This window comes from Stenotrophomonas sp. YIM B13575 (assembly GCF_042787595.1).
Lineage (GTDB): Bacteria > Pseudomonadota > Gammaproteobacteria > Xanthomonadales > Xanthomonadaceae > Stenotrophomonas > Stenotrophomonas lactitubi_B.
In genome coordinates, this window is sequence record NZ_JBHZOP010000037.1 from 1 (window position 1) to 18,464 (window position 18,464).

General features: G+C 66.7%; 11 protein-coding genes. 7 read left to right on the forward strand and 4 right to left on the reverse strand.

Features of this window, described 5'->3' with window-relative positions:
* Positions 1-89 precede the first annotated feature (89 nt).
* Entirely contained in the window at positions 90-1,844 is a 1,755-nt protein-coding gene (locus ACFX4F_RS07365) for a peptide MFS transporter (RefSeq protein ID WP_380653681.1), read from the forward strand.
* Between the two features lie 130 nt (positions 1,845-1,974).
* Positions 1,975-4,623, forward strand: a complete 2,649-nt coding sequence (locus tag ACFX4F_RS07370) for a hypothetical protein (RefSeq protein ID WP_380653684.1) — start codon at positions 1,975-1,977, stop codon at positions 4,621-4,623.
* Between the two features lie 41 nt (positions 4,624-4,664).
* Here ACFX4F_RS07370 and ACFX4F_RS07375 read toward each other — a convergent pair whose 3' ends face one another.
* From ACFX4F_RS07375 to ACFX4F_RS07390, 4 genes are all read right to left on the reverse strand, one after another.
* Complete coding sequence (locus ACFX4F_RS07375; RefSeq protein WP_380653687.1) at positions 4,665-6,650, reverse strand: alpha/beta hydrolase family protein; 1,986 nt, start codon at positions 6,648-6,650, stop codon at positions 4,665-4,667.
* Positions 6,651-6,717: 67 nt separating this feature from the next.
* The gene (locus ACFX4F_RS07380; protein WP_380653690.1) at positions 6,718-8,703 is read right to left on the reverse strand and encodes an alpha/beta hydrolase family protein; all 1,986 of its coding nucleotides are present in this window, start codon (positions 8,701-8,703) and stop codon (positions 6,718-6,720) included.
* Between the two features lie 94 nt (positions 8,704-8,797).
* A complete protein-coding gene (locus ACFX4F_RS07385; RefSeq protein WP_099819360.1) occupies positions 8,798-10,780 on the reverse strand; it encodes a S9 family peptidase in 1,983 nt (660 codons plus the stop codon).
* A 167-nt stretch (positions 10,781-10,947) separates the two neighbouring features.
* Positions 10,948-11,583, reverse strand: coding sequence for a LysE/ArgO family amino acid transporter (locus tag ACFX4F_RS07390; protein WP_025873889.1), 636 nt, complete (start codon positions 11,581-11,583; stop codon positions 10,948-10,950).
* A 138-nt stretch (positions 11,584-11,721) separates the two neighbouring features.
* Here ACFX4F_RS07390 and ACFX4F_RS07395 point away from each other — a divergent pair, with 138 nt between their 5' ends.
* From ACFX4F_RS07395 to ACFX4F_RS07415, 5 genes are all read left to right on the forward strand, one after another.
* A complete protein-coding gene (locus tag ACFX4F_RS07395; RefSeq protein WP_049464713.1) occupies positions 11,722-12,627 on the forward strand; it encodes a LysR family transcriptional regulator ArgP in 906 nt (301 codons plus the stop codon).
* Between the two features lie 103 nt (positions 12,628-12,730).
* Complete coding sequence (locus ACFX4F_RS07400; protein ID WP_099819359.1) at positions 12,731-13,315, forward strand: hypothetical protein; 585 nt, start codon at positions 12,731-12,733, stop codon at positions 13,313-13,315.
* 78 nt (positions 13,316-13,393) lie between these two features.
* Positions 13,394-13,840 (forward strand): GNAT family N-acetyltransferase, encoded by a 447-nt coding sequence (locus tag ACFX4F_RS07405; protein WP_380653696.1) that lies wholly within the window; start codon positions 13,394-13,396, stop codon positions 13,838-13,840.
* A gap of 205 nt (positions 13,841-14,045) precedes the next feature.
* A complete protein-coding gene (mqo, locus tag ACFX4F_RS07410) occupies positions 14,046-15,743 on the forward strand; it encodes a malate dehydrogenase (quinone) (RefSeq protein ID WP_380653699.1) in 1,698 nt (565 codons plus the stop codon).
* Between the two features lie 331 nt (positions 15,744-16,074).
* Entirely contained in the window at positions 16,075-18,273 is a 2,199-nt protein-coding gene (locus ACFX4F_RS07415) for a TonB-dependent siderophore receptor (protein ID WP_380653702.1), read from the forward strand.
* Positions 18,274-18,464 lie beyond the last annotated feature (191 nt).

The following is an 18,464-nucleotide window of genomic DNA, read 5'->3' on the forward strand; positions in this document are numbered from 1 at the left end:
GCCGGGCCATGCCCGGCGTTGCACAGGACCGCCGGGCATGGCCCGGCGCTACCCGGCGCGTGCCTGCAGCACACGCCTATAATTCCGCGATGAATTCCACTGCTATCGCTTCCGACGACTTCCTGGGTCACCCCAAGGGCGTCTACGTCTGCTTCTTCACCGAAATGTGGGAGCGCTTCTCCTTCTACGGCATGAAGGCGCTGCTGCTGCTGTATCTCACCAAATACCACCTGTTCGGCGACAAGGCCGGGTTGGACCTGCTCGGTGCCTACGGCGGCCTGGTGTACTGCATCCCGGTGTTCGGCGGCATGCTGGCCGACCGCTGGCTGGGCATGCGCCGGGCGGTGCTGTTCGGCGGCATCCTGCTGGTGCTCGGCCACCTCGGCATGGCCTTCGAGGGCCACGCGGCGTACCGGGTCAATGGTGAAGTGGTGCGCGACACCTCGGCACTGGCCGTGACCTACCTGTCGCTGGCGCTGATCATCATGGGCGTCGGCTTCCTCAAGCCGAACATCTCCACCATCGTCGGCAAGCTCTACCCACAGGACGATCCGCGCCGCGATTCGGGCTTCTCGCTGTTCTACGCCGGCATCAACCTGGGCGCCCTGTTCTCCTCGCTGGTGTGCGGTTTCCTCGGCGAGGTCTACGGCTGGAAGTATGGTTTCGGTGCGGCCGGCATCGGCATGATCGCCGGCCTGGCGATGTTCCTGTGGGGCCAGAAGTACCTGCAGGGCCACGCCGAACCGCCGCAGCCGGCCACGTTGAAGCAGAAGGTGCTGGGCCTGCCGCGCGAATGGCTGATCTACCTGTGCGCGGTGATCAGCGTGCTGCCGGTGGCCTGGCTGATGTGGGCGGCCGGCAACGGTGCCTTCGCGCTTGGCGGTGAAATCAGCCTGGCGCTGATGCTGATGCTGGTGGTGCTGGGCGGCGTGCTGGTCTGGTTCGCGTGGTTCACCGGCACGAAGTGCACGCCGGTGCAGCGCCAGCAGATGATCGCGCTGATGGTGCTGATCTTCATGGCGCTGGTGTTCTTCACGATGTACGAGCAGTCGTACGGCTCGTGGGTGACCTTTACTGATCGCCTGCTGACCAAGGACATCGTGCCGGCGCTGGTGATCCGCGAAGGCTCGCCGCTGCCGTGGTCGATCGTGTCGCTGCTGCTGGCGCCGCTGGGCTTCGTGGTCAGCGCGCGCTTGTCCGAACGCCGTCCTGGTTCGGCCGCGCCGCGTACGTTCTTCATCGGCATCGTTGCGCTGATGCTGGTGCTGCTGGTGCGTGACTGCCTGGTGATTCCGCAGACCGCCGGTTCGCTGACCTATCTGGGCGGCCTGTTCCTGGTGTTGCTGGCGCCAGCCTTCGCTGCGCTGTGGACGTGGATGGACCGCCGCGGCTGGGAACCGGGCAAGCCGGTGAAGTCCGCCTGGGGCCTGGTGATCGGCGCGCTGTCGTTCGTGCCGCTGGCACTGGCCGCGCAGCACGTCGGCGCCACCGGCGAGATGGCCAGCGTGTGGTGGCTGGTACTGGCCTACTTCCTGCTGGCCAGCGGCGAGATGTGCCTGTCGCCGGTGGGCCTGTCGGCGGTGACCCAGCTGGCGGTACCGCGGGTAATGAGCCTGATGATGGGCACCTGGTTCCTGGCGACAGCCTTCTCGGAAACGCTGGCCGCGCTGTTCGGCAAGCTGGCGGCGATCGACGTGCCCGAAGGCGAAACACTGGACATGGCCGCGGCCGCCGGCGCCTATGCGCACCTGTTCTGGCTGCTGATGTGGATCGGCCTGGGCTGCGCGTTGCTGGCCTTCATCGCTGCGCCGCTGTTGAAGCGGATGATGCATGGGGTGAAGTAGGCCGATAGCGTCACCCTGGAGCGCCTTTCACCATTGCCGCGCCGAAGGCGACATCGTTTTCGTACAAATTGCATGTGAGGCAGTCGAAGGGGGAGGCAGGATGCGACCTCCCTCCACTCCCCCCTCTGTCATGCGCTCTTCCACATTGGCCCGCACCCCGCTGGCTCTGCTCATCTCGACCTGTCTGCTCGCCCCGGTTCCGGCGTTCGCGGACGACACATCCCCCTCCTGCAAGGACACCGAGCAGGCCCACTGCGATGCCGACACCGGCATTTCTGGCTGGTGGTGGGGCGGCCTCGCAGCCTTGGGCCTGGGTGCTGCGGCAGCCGGCGGCGGCGGCGGCGGCGGCGGCGGCAGTGAGGGTGGCAGCGGTGGCGGTGGCGGTGGCACGTCCCCGCCCGGCCAGGAAGGCGGCCAGTTCGGCAACAATCAGGTGCTGTCGGCGGCAGGCACCCAGGCGACCTGGCATCAGCCGGTCACCACCCGTATCACCGGCCGTACCCGCAACGAGGGGCAACTGCAGTTGCTGGCAGGTACGCTTCACCTCGTTGGCGAAGGCGAGCTGCGCAATACCGGCAGCCTGACCGTCGGAAACGCCAGCACCCTGCGCATCGATGGCGATGCAGACCTGGACAATCATGGCGCGCTACGCGTCGAAGGCGCCCTCCAGCTCGCGGGCGATGGAAGCCTGGAGAACTTCAGCCGGGCCGACTTCATCGGCGCGCGCGTACAGGCAGCAGGTGAAGCAGGGATCGACAACAACGGCGCCATGCATGTGCAGGGCGGCCAATGGTCTTTCACACAGGATTCGGACCTGGACAACGGCCGCAATGGCGTGCTCGATATCAGCGGCACCAGCTTCGCCCTGCGCGACCGTGCCGAAGTGGAGAATGAAGGCCGCATCCTGGCGCGCGACCTCGCCGTTGGCAGCGCGCTGTTCGATGCAGTGACCGGGGCGTGGGGTACCGATCGCGATGCGATCGATGTGCTCGACAACCGCGGTCACATCCAGCTCGACGGCGCCAATGGCAGCGTGCTTCACCTGGTGGCGGACAGCCATGCCAGTCATGCCGTCAACCGCAGCGGTGCCAGCATCCAGAGTTCAGCGCGCAACAGTGCCCTGCTGCATGCAGAAGGCACGTACGCCACGGTGCTCAACCAAGGCACGTTGACCGTCACCGGCGACGGCGCGGTGGCGATGCGCGGGGCGCGCGGCGCGACCCTGATCAACGATGGCGTGATCAACCTGGGCACGGCCTCCAACAATCAGGGACGCGGCATGGTGGCCATGCAGTCCGATGGCAGCGCAACGATGAACAACCGGCGCGGCGGGGTGATCAACATCCATGCCGCAGATTCGTTCGCCTTCCAGATCGCCGCGGGCGGCAGCGGCCGGCTGATCAACAACGGCGTGGTAAACGTATACGGCCAGGGCAGTGGCCTGCATGCAGATGCTGATTCGACCGCCGCAGACCGCCCCGGCGGTGATCTTGGCTGGCAGGCGCCGCGCGGCATCCGCGGCTACACGGTTGGCACCAATGCCGACGGCAGCGCGGGTCAGCTGGTGCTATATGACGGCGGACAGCTGCACGACGTTGCGGTGGACACCGGCTTCACGCGCGGCACCGATGCCTCGCACGTGGTGCTGCGCAATGTGGTCAGCGGCGCCGAAGGCGGCGAGCAGAACATCCGCAGCGCCAGCGTGGTCTGGCATGCGCACGCCGAACGCGATTCGCAGGGCAACGTGGATGTGACGATGGAGCGCCGAGACTACCGTGAGCTGGCCAGCGATGACCAGCAGCAGATCGCATCCGCGCTGGAAAACGCATACCGCAACGACGCGCTGTTCCACAGCCTGGAAGTGGCCGACCAGCAAACCTTCCAGAACGCACTGCAGCAGCTGTCCGGCGCCAGCCTGGTGGGCAGTGCGTTGCGCGTGGCCAGCAACGCCGACGCGCTGTGGTCGCAGTTGGCTGCGCAGCCGGCCGGACAGTCGCGCGCGCTGGCCTTTGGCGGCGGGCAGGCCAATGCGTTTGGTGTGCGCGGCAACGGCGGTGCGATGCAGGTGGCGCTGCAACTGCGTGGCGGCCAGATTCTGCAACTGGCCACGGCGGCACTGTCGGGTGACCTCTCTGCGGGGGGCGGGCAGGATCGACTGCACTCCCAGTTCGCCGGTATCGGCTTGGCCCAGCAGTGGGGAGCACTGCAGCTGCGCCATCAGCTTGGCCATGAGCAACATCAGCTGCAGGGGCAGCGCCAGCTCGGCTGGGGCCAGACCCACGAGACCGCGCACAGCCAGCGCCGCATGGGCAGGACGATGCTGGCCACGACGCTCGACCTGACGTCTTCGCTGGGCAAGGTGCAGTGGCAGCCACGCATCAAGGCCAGCGCCTTCGACCAGCATGAAGCCGCCTTCCACGAACAGCATGCCAACGGCTTCGGTCTGGCAGTGGCCGCTGGCCGCCTGCAGGGCATGCAGCTGGAAGTGGGCAGCGCGTTCCAGCGTTCGCTCAGCGCGCAGTGGCACCTGCAGGCCGACGTGGCAGCGAGCCGACCGATGGCACTGCGAGAGCAGGCGCGCTCCGCGCAACTGCTGGGCGCATCGGGCAACGCCTTCGCCCTGCCCGGCGTGCGCCGCAGCGGCCTCGACCACAGGCTGCAGCTCGGCCTGAACTACCAGGCATCGAATCTGGGCTTCGGCGCGCAGCTGTCCAGCCTGCGCCAGTGGGGTGAACGCGATGTCCGCGCCGACCTTCAGTTGGGCTATCGCTTCCGCTGAAGTACCGGGCGACGGGCGCGCATGCGTCCGTCGCCGTCAGCTCAAGGCGCCTTGCCCCTGCCGGAAGCCGTCGCGGCGGCTGCCGTGCCACCGCCCAGGCTGCGCGACAGGAAAGCCAGCAATCGGGTGTAGTAATCGCGCTGGTTGGACTCGGCGTACAGACCATGCCCCTCGCGCGGGTAGTACACCGCTTCCACCGGCACGCCGGCCTGCTTCAACGCGGCCTCCATCCGCTCGGTGTGCTGCACGGGCGCGCGCAGGTCTTCGCGACCAGCGGCCAGCAGCACCGGCACCTTGATGCTTGCCGCCAGGTTGACCGGCGACACCGCATCCAGCGTGGCCGGCTCGCCCAGCCACTGCTGCAGGTAGGTCACGCCTGAAGCCCGATCCTGGATGTCGCCACGCTTGAACATCAACGGCAGGTCGTACACGCCGACATAGCCTGCCGCGCACCGGTACAGCCCGGGCTCGCGCACGACCCCCATCATCGCCGAGTAGGCACCGTAGCTGGCGCCGTAGATGCAGATGCGTCCGCCGTCAGCGATGCCCTGGCTGATCGCCCAACGGGTGGCGTCGGTCACATCGTCCTGCATCGCGCGGCCCCATTGCCGGGCAGCGGCCTGGGTGTGGGCGCGACCGTAGTTGCCCGAGCCACGGAAGTTGACCTGCAGCACCGCGTAGCCGGCCTCGGCCAACAACTGATTCTCGCGCTCGAAACCACCGTCATCGAACACACCGATCGGGCCACCGTGCGGGACCACCACCATCGGCAGATTGTGCCCATCACTGCCCTTGGGCAGGGTCAGGAAGCCATGCAGCGGCAGGCCATCGCGCGCAGCCAGGGTGACCGGGCGCACGCTGGCACCGCCCTCGCGATCGAACCAGCGATGACGACTGGTGAGAAAAGCGGCGTTGCGGGTGGCGGTGGTGTACATGAAGTAATCACCGGGATTGGTCGCCGAGCTCACCTTCACCAACAGGCGAGCGTTGTCGCGGGTGCCGGAGAGCAGGCTCACCGCCTGCCCTGGGAAGGCCTTTTCCAGCTTGCGCTGGATGCTGGCGGTCGGCGACTGCTCATCGAAGAAGGCCGTGCGCGTAACAGCGCCGACGAACTGGATGCCCACCGGCACGCGCGTGCCGGGCTGGTAGACCACGCGGGTGGGGTCAACGGTATCGTCCTGCAGCAGCGTACGCCGCTCTCCGCTGATCGGGTCCCAGCTGACCACCGCGTCGGGACCGCGGTCCTGCTCCACCACCAGGTAGGCCAGGCGGTTGTCGGCGGAGAAGCCGATCGGGCGCTCGATGCGGTGGCTGTTGCCTTCGTCGTTGATCAACGTCCAGCGATCGCGCCCTTCGCGGTAGTAGAGCTTGTTGACGTTGTCGGCAGCGGCACCGTGGGCGAAGCGCAGCTCACCTTGATTGTCGATGGTGAACGTCGCCCGCTGCACCGGTGAACGCGAAACGGGGATGCGGCGCCCGGTGATGACGTCCATCCGCTCCAGGCGCGCATTGGTGTCGTTGGCAAATGGCCACAGCGAGATCAATACATTGCGTTCGTCGGCAGGCAGCGGATCGGCCAGGAAGGCGGCAACCGGCTCGACCACGCGACCGGTCACGAAGCCGGGCTCATCCGGGCGGGCGCGATAGCCGACCAGCAGATCACCACGCTTGCCATTGGCATCGATGGCATACAGTTCGCCGGTCGGCCGTGGCTGGTCCAGCGGCCCCCATTTCTCGGCCAGACCGATCAGCAGGCGGGTATCACTGACCCAGTCGACCTCGGCGGCATGATTGTTGCGGGGCGGTCGGAAATTGCCGACCAGCTCCATCGTGTCGGTACGCAGGACCGCTACGGCGGTCGCTCCCTCCAGCGGCAAGGTCATGGCCAGGTATTCGCCGGTGGGCGAGAGCTGGATGTCATTGAACTCCGCGCGACGCACATAGCCGTCCAGCGAAACCTCCGCCGCCTCTACCCCAACCGCGCCACAGATGGCGATCAACGCGGCCAACACCCTTGCATGCTTCATGACGTCCTCCTTGAAGCCGGGCATCCCCCTGCCCGGCACCGGGTCCGCTGGCCGCGGCGGGTTTGCCTCAGGGCGCCTTGTCAGCACCCGCGGTTGCGCTGGTGCTGGCGGTGCTGCCGCCCAGGCTGCGCGACAGGAAGGCCAGCAGCCTGGTGTAGTACTCGCGCTGATGCTCTGGCCGGTAGAAGCCATGGCCTTCGGTGCGGTAATACAGGCTCTCCACCGGCGAGCCGGCCGCCTTCAGTGCGGCCTCCATACGCTCGGTGTGCTTGATCGGCGCACGCCGGTCTTCGCCTCCGGCGGCCAGGAATACAGGCACCTTCAGTTGCGCGGCCAGATTCACCGGCGAACGGGTACCCAGCGTCTTCGGATCACCCACCCAATCGCGCTGCCAAAGCATGGCCGAATCGCTCAACTGCGCCTCCCCAGTGAACATCAGCGGCAGGTCATACACGCCGACATAGCCGGCCGCGCACTGGTACAGCCCCGGCTCGCGTACCGGCCCCATCATCGCCGCGTACGCACCGTAACTGGCGCCATAGATGCAGATGCGCTTGCTGTCGGCGATGCCCTCGGCGATGGCCCAGCGCGTGGCGTCGGTCACATCGTCCTGCATCGCCGCGCCCCACTGCTTGGCACCCGCCTGGGCGAAGGCGCGCCCATAATTGGACGAACCACGGAAGTTGACCTGCAGCACCGCATACCCTGCGGCGGCCAGCATCTGTGGCTCGCTGCTGTAGCTGCCTTCATCGAACACGCCGAAGGGGCCGCCGTGCGGCAACACGACCATTGGCAGATTGCGGCCATCACTGCCCTGCGGCAATGTCAGGAATCCATGCAGCGCCACGCCGTCGCGGGCCTTCAATGCAAACGGGCGAACCGTGGCGGCCAGTTTCGGGTCGATCCATTCACTGCGGCTGAGCAGATGCTCGGCCGCCTTCGCGCGGGTGTCGAACAGGTAGAAATCACCGGGATTGCTGCCCGACCACGTCTGCACCACCACCTTGCCGCCATCGCGGGTACTGGAGGTGATGAGCACCGGGCCGCCGAACGCAGCCTCAAGGCTGCGGTACTGACGGGCATCGGCCCCCTTCTCATCGAAGAACCGGGTGCGCGGTGCATCGCCGACATACAGCGCGCCCACCGGCACGCGGGTGCCCGGGCGGAAGATGATCGCGTAAGGATCGACCACGCCATCGCGCAGCACCTCGCGCCGTTCGCCGGTCTGCGGGTTCCAGCTGACGATGGCATCGGGCCCGGTGGGCTGCTCGACCTGCAGATAGGCCAGTGCACCATCTTCGGAGAAGCCGATGGCCCCTTCCACCCGGTGGCTCAGCGATTCGTCATTGACCAGTGACCACTGCGCATTGGTCCCAGCGCGGTAGTAGAGCTTGTTGACGTTGTCCGAGGTAGCGCCGTGAGCAAAGCGCACTTCGCCCTGATGATCGGTGGTGAAGCTGGCGCGCTGCACCGGCGAGCCGGAAACGCGCACGCGACGCCCGCTGACCACATCCAGCCGCTCCACCCGAGTATAGGGATCATCGGCAAAGGGCCACACCGCAATCAGTACATTGCGGTCATCGCCGGGCAGCTCGTCGGTGAGGAAAGCCGCGACGTCCTCCACCTTCTTCGGCTGGATGCGCGTGCCCAGCCCACGGCCCTGCACGCGGTAGCCGACCAGCAGTTCGCCGCCCTTGCCATCGACATTGACGCCGTAGAGTTCACCGGTCGGTTGCGGGGTATCCAGCGCGCCAAGCTTCTCGGCCAGGCCGACCAGCAGGCGGTCATTGCTCACCCATTCGAAGGTGTTTGCGTGGTTCTTGTCCTGTGGCCGGAACACACCCGCGGGTTTGCGGTCGGACGTGCGCAGGATGATCAGCGCGGTGGAATCGTCCAGCGGTACGGTGCCGGCGACGTATTCGCCGCCCGGCGAGAGTTTGACGTCCGAGAACGACTCCGGCTTCAGGTACTTCTCCAGGTCCACCCCGCCGGTACCCGCCGACGTCCCGCCCACCACCGCGCACAGCAGCGCGGCAAATACAGTCCTGCGCATCCTTCCCCCTCCCTGCCGGACACCCTGTCCAGATTTGCCGATTCTAGGCAGGCCGACGACGGCTGCGCCAGTGACGAGCGCGCCATCGCCAGACTCAGGGCGCCTTCTGCGCATCACCGCTGGCCTGCGTCTGTGCGGTGGCTCCTCCCAGGCTGCGCGACAGGAACGCCAGCAGGTGACCGTAGTACTCGCTGCGATGCGCCTGGGTGTAGAAGCCGTGGCCCTCGGTGCGGAAATACAGGGTTTCCACCGGCGTGCCGGCCCGTTCCAGCGCGGCCTGCAGGCGCTTGCTGTGCTGGATGGGCGCACGCGCATCCTCACCACCAGCGGCCAGGAATACCGGCACCCTGATGCGATCTGCCAACGCAACCGGCGACACCTCATCCAGCGAGGCCGGATCGCCCAGCCACTGCTGCAGATAGGCGACACCGGAACGGCTGTCGCCCACATCGCCCCGGGTGTACATCAACGGCAGGTCGTAAACGCCCACGTAGCCTGCCGCGCACTGGTACAGCCCCGGCTCGCGCACCGGTCCCATCATCGCCGCGTAGGCGCCGTAGCTGGCACCGTAGATGCAGATGCGTTTGCTGTCGGCGATGCCCTCGGCGATGGCCCAGCGCGTTGCATCGGTCACGTCATCCTGCATGGCGCGGCCCCATTGCCGCATAGCCGCACGCATGTGGGCACGGCCGAAGTTGCCGGATCCGCGGAAATTCACCTGCAGCACGGCATAGCCGGCCGCTGCCAGCAACTGCGTCTCGTGCGCGAAACGGCCGTCATCGTACTCGCCGATGGGACCGCCATGCGGCAGCACTACCATCGGCAGGTCGCGGCCGGTACTGCCGTGCGGCACGGTCAGGAACCCATGCAGGTCCAGTCCGTCGCGTGCCTTCACTCTGATGGACCGCACCGATGCGGTCGCAGCCGGGTCGATCCATTCGCTGCGCGCCAGCAGGAAGCGCGCCTGTCTGCGGTCGACGTCATAAAGGTAGAACTCGCCCGGATTGGCGCCGGACCAGGTTTCCAGAAGCAGCTTTCGTCCATCACGGGTGCTGGAGGTGATGAACACCGCCCGCCGGGGAAATGCCGCCTCCAGGCTGCGGTACAGCCGCGCTTCGGCCGATGCTTCATCGAAGAAGCGGGTGCGCGGGGTATCGCCCAGGAACAGCGCGCCGACCGGCACCCTGCTGCCGGGGCGGCGGATCACCCGTGCCGGATCGACCACATCGTCACGCAGGACAACCCTGCGTTCCTGCGTGGCCGGGTTCCAGCTGACGATGGCATCGGGCCCCGTGGCCTGCTCGCTCTGCAGGTAGGCCAGCTGGCCATCGGCGGAAAAGCCGAGTGCCGCCTCGATGCGGCCACTGGCCGTTTCATCATTCACCAGCGCCCATTCGCCGCCGTTGCGGTGGTAGAGACGGCTGCCGTTGTCGCTGCCGGTGCCACGCACGAAGCGCACGTCACCCTTGGGATCGATCGTGTAGGAAGACGCCGGTACCGGCGCGCGGGCCAGGATGCGCTGCTTGCCCGTAGCGAGGTCGAGCCGGGCCGCATAGCCATTGGCGTCCAGGCGCGACGCGCCCATTGCAATGACCACCTGGCCATCGTCACCCGGCAGGGTGTCGCTGAGGAATGCCGCCGCCTCGCTGTGGTACCTGGGCCGCAGGCGCAGTCCCAGGTTGCGGTAGCCGACCAGCACGTCCGTACGCCCGGTACGCGCGTCGAGCGCCAGCAGCTCGCCGGTGGCCCAAGGAGCATCACGGGTGCCGAACTTCTGGGCCAGGCCGAACATCACCTGATCGTCGTTGACCCAGTGCATATCGAAGACATGGGAATTGCGTGGCGGCCGCAGGCTACCCACCGGCGTGTTGTCGTCCGTACGCAGGATGATCAACGCGGTGAAGCCATCACCCGGCACGGTCGCGGCCAGGAAGTCGCCGCTGGGCGACAGGATCACATCCTCGAACTTGTCCGCCCGCACATAGGCGTCCAGATCAACCGCAGCGGCGGTCCCCCACGCCATCCCTGCCACGACCATCCCTGCCACGATGATGGCGGCCAATCCATACCTGCGCATCCTTCCCCCCCTTGCGTCTGGACGCCTTGTCCCGGCTGGCCGATTCTAGGCAGGCCAGCGGCCGCGCCGCCAGTGGGCAGAAAAAACAACGGCACCGTTGCCGGTGCCGTTGTTACCACTACCTTGGAGAGAGAGTCAGGACGTGGGTTCGGGGGGCGTGCGCCGGGTCAATGGACCCCGCGCACCGCCAGGGTGAGAGCCAGGATGCTGAGGATCACCGCGATGGTGCCGTCCAGCACGCGCCAGGTGCTGGGCTTGGTGAACAGCGGCGCCAGCAGGCGCGCGCCCAGGCCCTGCGCGGTCAGCCACAGGCAGCTGGCGGTGACCACGCCGGCGGCGAAGGCCATGCGCGCATTGCCGAAGTTCTCGGCAATGGAGCCGATGACCATCATGTCCAGCCAGAAGTGCGGGTTGATCAGCGAGAAGCCGACCGCCGCCATCAGCACCGCACGGCGGCTGCCGTCATCGCTGTCGGCTTCACCCATGCCACCGCCGCCGGCGATCGCCCGGCGTGCGGACTTCATCGCATACCAGGCCAGGAAGGCCACGCCGGTCCAGAGCACGGCGGTGGTCAGCCACGGCAGCGCCGTGGTGAGCGTGCGCAGGCCGGCCACGCTGGCGAAGATGAAGATCGCATCGATGGCCGCGCAGGTGGCCACCACCGGCACGATGTGCTTGCGCAGGATGCCCTGGCGCAGGATGAAGGCGCTCTGGGCGCCGACCACGGCAAACAGGCCGATGCCGGTAGCCGCACCACTGAACCAGGCACCGAGGCCGGTGCTGGCGGAGATGACCGAGAACATGGGATTCACTACCTTGTCTTGCTTGGGGAGCGGTGCCTCGCGAAGGCGGACAGCACCGGAACGGGCGCCATTGTCGCGCCGCAACATAGAAAAGACGAGCTAAACTTACTAAACCAACATTAGCGGATCTTAATTGCCATGCGCATCGACCATGCCCAGCTGCGGGCCCTGGCTGCGGTGATCCGCGAAGGCAGCTTCGATCGTGCCGCGCAGTCGCTCAACGTCACCCCCTCGGCCATCTCGCAGCGGGTCAAGGCACTGGAGGACCGCATCGGTCGCCTGCTGGTCAAACGTGGCACGCCTGCGACCGCCACGGCCGAAGGCCAGCTGCTGGTGCAGCTGGCCGAGCAGACCGCCCTGCTGGAGCACGATGCCCTACACCGCATGGGCCTGGCCGACGAGGACCTGCCGCAGGCGAGCATCCCCGTGGCGGTGAACCACGACAGCCTGGAGACCTGGTTCCCGCAGGCCGCGCAGCAGTTCGCGCAGGGCACCGGCACCACCCTGGACCTGCGGGTGGAAGACCAGGACCACACGGTCGAGCTGCTGCGCCAGGGCACCGTGCTGGGGGCAGTGACCACCCTGGACGAGCCGGTGCAGGGCTGCCAGATCCACGCGCTGGGCAGCATCCGCTACGCCGCCACCTGTACGCCGGCGTTCCGCGAGCAGCACTTCGCCAAGGGCGTGACCGCACAGGCGCTGGCGCAGGCACCGGTGCTGGTGTTCAACCGCAAGGACGACATGCAGTCACGCTTTGCCCGGCGCATGGCCGGCGCCGACCTGCCCAGCACCGCGCCGACCTGGTGGATTCCCTCCACCCGTGCCTTCGTGCAGGCCAATCTGGGCGGGCTCGGCTGGACGATGAACCCGTTGCCGCTGGTGAAGCGCCATCTGGATGCAGGACGGCTGGTCTACGTGCGGCAGCGCGCGTGGGAAGACGTGCCGCTGTACTGGCAGCACTGGAAGGGCGACGTGCAGACGATGGCCCTGCTGACCCGGGCGGTGCTGGACGCCGCCTCGGCGCTGGTGCAGCGCAGGCGCTGAAAAGAGGGCACCGAGGGGATCAAGTCCTTCTTGCCACAAACGACTTGATCCCTACGTCCCCTTTTTGTGCAAGCATCGGCGCAACCGACGAGGGGGCTGGCAGATGGAAACCGAACCGGTATTCCTGCATATCCGCGTGGTGATGGGGATCATCCTCGGCCTGTCCATCACCACCCTGCTGAAGGGGTTGGCGCAGATCATCGAGCACCCGCAGCGGCGTGGCTGTTCGGCGCTGCACCTGTGCTGGGTGATGTGGACGCTGGTGTCGCTGGTCACCTTCTGGTGGTGGGAATTCCGTCTCGTCGAAGTGCACCGCTGGACGTTTGAAACCTATCTGTTCGTGATCACCTACAGCGCGACCTGGTTCCTGCTGTGCGCGCTGCTGTTTCCCGACGACCTGCGCGACTACGGCAGTTACGGCCACTACCTGATGCAGCGGCGGCGCTGGATCTTCGGGGTGATCGCGATATTGACGCTACTGGACCTTGTGGACACCGCGATCAAGGGAGGAAGCCGATGGCGGCTGCTGGGGGATGCCTACCCGTTGCACACGGCGCTGATGCTCATCGTTGCGGCGCTGGGATGGCATCTGCGCAGCGCGCGCATGCAACTGGTGCTGGCCGCAGCGACACTGGCCTATCAACTGGCCTACTTCGCGGCGGAATACTTCACCATCGGCAGTGATTGAAGACCGCCGCCGTCTCCATCCAATCTCCATCCGGGTCGTCCACACTCATGTGGTTCCATTCGACCACAGGTCCCCCAGATGACGATCCACTACCGCGATGCCCTCCCCGATGATGCCGCTGCCTGCATCGACCTGCGCGGGCGCACCCGCGAAAACGCCTTCAGCGCCGCGCAGCTGGCCGAACTGGGCATCACCGAAGACAGCTGGGCCGCAGGCATCGCCGATGGCGATTCCATCGGCCGCGTCGCCTGCGAGGGCGAGCGGATGGCCGGCTACTGCTTTGCCGACCGCGAAAGCGGCGAGGTGCTGGTGCTGGCCCTGCTGCCGGAATTCGAGAACCGCGGCATCGGCCGGCAGCTGCTGCAGGACGTGGTCAGCCTGACCCGCGATGCCGGAAACACCCGCCTGTTCCTGGCCTGCTCGGCAGACCCGCGTTCGCGCTCGTATGGCTTCTATCGGCATCTGGGCTGGAAGCCGACCGGCGAGATCGACGAGGCCGGTGACGAGATTCTTGCGTTGTCTTGACGCGCGGCGCCGGGAACAGCCGCCGGGCATGGCCCGGCGCTACCGGGGATGGGGTCGAACGCGCAGGCCGGATGCTGCGTTGCATCAAAATCGGACCAGAAGCGGTTAAAATTGCCCCTGGAATGCTGCAAGGCGTTGTTTCTTCACGCTCTTTCCCTGCTTCTTGCGCATCCTGACCCCTTCCCCCGCCAACGATTCCGCCCCCATGAAGAAATTTGGCAAGGCCCTGCTCGCCCTGCTCGTGCTGCTGTTGCTGGTCGCCGCACTGTTCCTGTACTGGCCGCTGACCCAGCGCTCGGTGCCCGCCGCGAGCAACGACAAGCCCGTCGATGTCGTGCTGGTCGGCGCCGGCATCATGAGCATCACCCTGGCCACCTACCTGCAGGAACTGCAGCCGGACTGGAACATCCAGGTCTACGAGCGCCTCGACGGCGTCGCCGGTGAAAGCTCGGACGGCTGGAACAACGCCGGCACCGGCCACTCGGCATTCGCCGAACTGAACTACACACCGGAACTGCCCGATGGCAGCATCGAGACCAAGCGCGCGGTCGGCATCGCCGAATCGTTCGAGGTCTCGCGCCAGTTCTGGTCGCACCAGGTGAAGGAAGGCCGGCTGAGCCAGCCCAGCGACTTCATCAACCCGACCCCGCACATGAGCTTCGTCTGGGGTGATGACAACATCGCCTACCTGCACAAGCGCCAGCAGGCGCTGGTGAAGAACCCGCTGTTCTACGGCATGCAGTACTCCGAGGACCCGGCGCAGATCAAGCAGTGGGCACCGCTGCTGATGGAAGGCCGCGACCCGAAGCAGAAGGTCGCCGCGACCTGGATGCCGCTGGGCACCGACGTCAACTTCGGCGTCATCACCCGCCAGCTGACCGCCGGCCTGCAGCACAGCCCGAACTTCGGCCTGCACCTCAACCATGAGGTCAGCGCCCTGCGGCAGAACGCGGACAAGAGCTGGAACGTGACGGTGAAGGACCTCAAGGCCGGCACCGAATCGACCACCCACGCCCGCTTCGTGTTCATCGGTGCCGGTGGCGCCGCGCTGAAGCTGCTGCAGATGTCGGGCATCCCGGAATCGAAGGACTACGCCGGCTTCCCGGTGGGCGGCCAGTTCCTCGCCTTCCAGGGCCAGGACGTGACCTCGCGCCATGGCGTGAAGGCCTACGGCATGGCCGAAACCGGTTCGCCGCCGATGTCGGTGCCGCACCTGGATGCGCGCAAGCTGGATGGCAAGCCGGTGGTCCTGTTCGGGCCGTTCGCGCTGTACAGCACCAAGTTCCTCAAGCACGGCTCGTGGTGGGACCTGTATTCGTCGGTCAACCACAACAACGTCGGCCCGATGCTGGAAGTGGGCAAGGACAACCTGGACCTGGTGCAGTACCTGATGGGCCAGGCGCGCCTCAACGACGCCGATCGCCAGGCCGAACTGGTCAAGTACTTCCCCAACGCCAAGCCGGGCGACTGGAAGCTGGTCACCGCTGGCCAGCGCGTGCAGATCATCAAGCGTGATCCGCTGAAGGGCGCGGTGCTGCAGTTCGGTACCGAGATCGTGACCGACAAGGACCACACCCTTGCCGCGCTGCTGGGTGCCTCGCCGGGCGCCTCGACCTCGCCGCCGATCATGCTCGACCTGATGGCCAAGGCCTTCCCGGAACAGATGAAGGCCGGTTGGGAAGCCCGCCTGCGCGAGATCGTGCCGTCGTACGGCCGCAAGCTCAACGAGAGCGCCGCGCTGACCAACGAGATCCGCACGCTGACCAGCCAGACCCTGCACCTGCCCTACCTGGACGTTCCGGTGGAAGCGGGCGCGACGCCGGCCCTGGCACCGACGGCCGCCCCAGCCCCGGCGCCGGCCAAGGAAAAGCGCAACGCCAACGAGGAACTGCAGGCGCTGTAAGCCTGCGCTTGCCATTGGACGGAAACGGACGGCCACCTTCGGGTGGCCGTCTGCGTTTGTGTCGCACCCACCTGTAGAGCCGAGCCTGCGCTCGGCTGCTCCTCGCGGTTGCCAACAGCCGAGCATGGGCTCGGCTCTACAGAAATCCCTGCCAGGCGCCGACAAGCCCGTGCGCAATGACGCGAATTGTAATGTTGTTAAGAATTATTTACATTTGCGTCCTGTGCAGTGACCGCGCCCCTCCCAGATGGACCTGATGTGCCCGAAGCCGCCGCCCGGGTGCTGGACAACTGTTGCCGCCCCTTCCCCGCCTTCACGCTTCGAGCCCGCCATGTCCCTGACTCTCCGTACCCGCCTGCCCCGCCGTGCGCTGCTGCCGGCTGCCCTGTTGTCCTCCCTCGCCGTGGCTGCACCGTCGGCGTTTGCCGATGTCGCTGCCGATGCTTCCGACGCCAAGACCCTGGACCGGGTGAGCGTGCGCGCCGAGCAGTCCGCGCCGCCGTCCAGCACCACGCGCCTGCCGATCACCCTGCAGGAAACGCCGCAGTCGTCCACGGTGATCGGCCTGCAGCGCCTGCAGGACGAATCGCTGTTCAGCCTCAACGACGTGATGCGCAATGTCACCGGCGTCAGCGTGTCCTTCTATGACACCCAGCGCCCGCTGTACTACGCGCGCGGCTTTGCCATCACCGACTTCCAGGTGGACGGCATTCCCACCTACAGCGGCTCGACCAACCAGGAATACGACACCGCCTTCTACGACCGGGTGGAAGTGATCCGCGGTGCCAACGGCCTGCTCAGCGGCGCCGGCGTGCCGTCGGCCACGGTGAACCTGCTGCGCAAGCGCCCGGGCAAGGAGTTCGACGCCTCGTTCTCGGTCAGTGCCGGCAGCTGGGACTACCGCCGCATGGAAGCGGACGTGACCGCGCCGCTGACCGCCGATGGCCGCTTCCGCAGCCGCGTGGTCGCCGCCTACACCGACCGCGATTTCTATTACGACCGCTACAAAGAGAACAAGATGGCCGGCATGGCCGTGCTGGAAGGCGATGTCACCGACAGCACCACGGTCACCGTCGGCTACCAGACCCAGGACAACAACCCGGTGGGTTCGACCTGGGGCACCGTGCCGTTCTTCGACAGCAAGGGCAACTTCGCGCATCTGCCGCGCTCGACCAACCTGGCACCGAAGTGGAGTTACTGGCAGCGCGAGACCAGCACGGTATTCGCCAACCTGGAACAGCGCTTCGGTGAGAACTGGCTGCTGAAGATCAACATCGCCTACACCCGTGGCAACGTGCAGAACATGCGCCTGTACGGCACCGGCAATCCCGACCCGGTGACCGGCGCGGGCATCTACCTGCGCACCGCCGCCGGCGATTCGGAAGACACCCGCCGCAACGTCGACGCCTACCTGACCGGCACCTTCAACCTGTGGGGCCAGGAGCACGACGTGACCGTGGGCGCACAGTGGGCCGACCTGGAAGGCACCACCAATACCCTGGCGCTGAACTACCCGCGCGATTGGGCGACCTGTGGTCGTGAGCGCTGCTACTACATCCCCAACGTGCACACCTGGGATGGCGACATCTCCGAAGTGACGTACACCCTCACCGGCGCACGCCGCGTGGCCAAGACCACGCAGAGCGGTTTCTATCTTGCCACCCGCCTGCGCCTGGCTGATCCGCTGGCGCTGATCGCCGGCGCACGCCTGAGCCGCTGGCAGACCCAGACCCGTGCCTACAACGCCGCCGGTGCCTACACCGCCACCAGCGGCGCGTACAAGGTGAGCGATGAAGTCACCCCGTACGTGGGCCTGGTGTACGACATCACCCCGAACGTGGCGGCCTATGCCAGCTACACCGAGATCTTCAACCCGCAGAACTACAAGGACCGCAACGAGAACCTGCTGGCGCCAGTGCAGGGCTCCAACCTGGAAGCGGGCCTGAAAACGCAGTGGTTTGATGGCCGTTTGACCGCCAACGCGGCGATCTTCGAGGCCAAGCAGGACAACTACGCGGTGCGTGACATGGGCGTGCCGGAAGGCTCGCTGAGCGATGGCAGCTCGGCCTACATCGGCGTCAACGGCACCAAGGCGCGTGGCTGGGAAGTGGACGTCAACGGCGAGATCCTGCCGGGTTGGACGGTCAATGCCGGCTATACCCACGTCAAGGTGACCCGCGCCGCCACCGACCTGCTGTATGCCAACCCCGCCGAAGACCTGCTGCAGCTCAACACCCAGCTGCAGCTGCGCGGCGCGCTGGAGCGCCTGAGCATCGGCGGTGGCGTGCAGTGGCAGAGCAAGGTGCAGGGCTACAACATCCCCTACCCGGTGGGGGTGGGCACCACGGTGACGGTGAACCAGCCGTCCTATGCGCTGGTGCAGTTCAACGCCAACTACCGCATCAGCGACAACTGGACGGCGACGCTGAGCGTGCGCAACGCGCTGGACAAGACCTACTGGGCCAACCTGGACTACAACAACTACGGCGAACCGCGCTTCGTGGCAGCCAGCCTGCGCTGGAAGTTCTGAGGCAGGCGGAAACCCGGTGGGTGCCGACCGTTGGGTGGGTGCTGACCGTTGGGTGGGTGCCGACCGTTGGTCGGCACGCTCTCGCCCCGCCACGACCAACGGTCGTGGCCTACCTGGATGGGCCCGCCTACGCGCGGGCCCCTCTTTTTTGGGGGTGCCATTTGGTGGGTGCCGACCGTTGGTCGGCACGC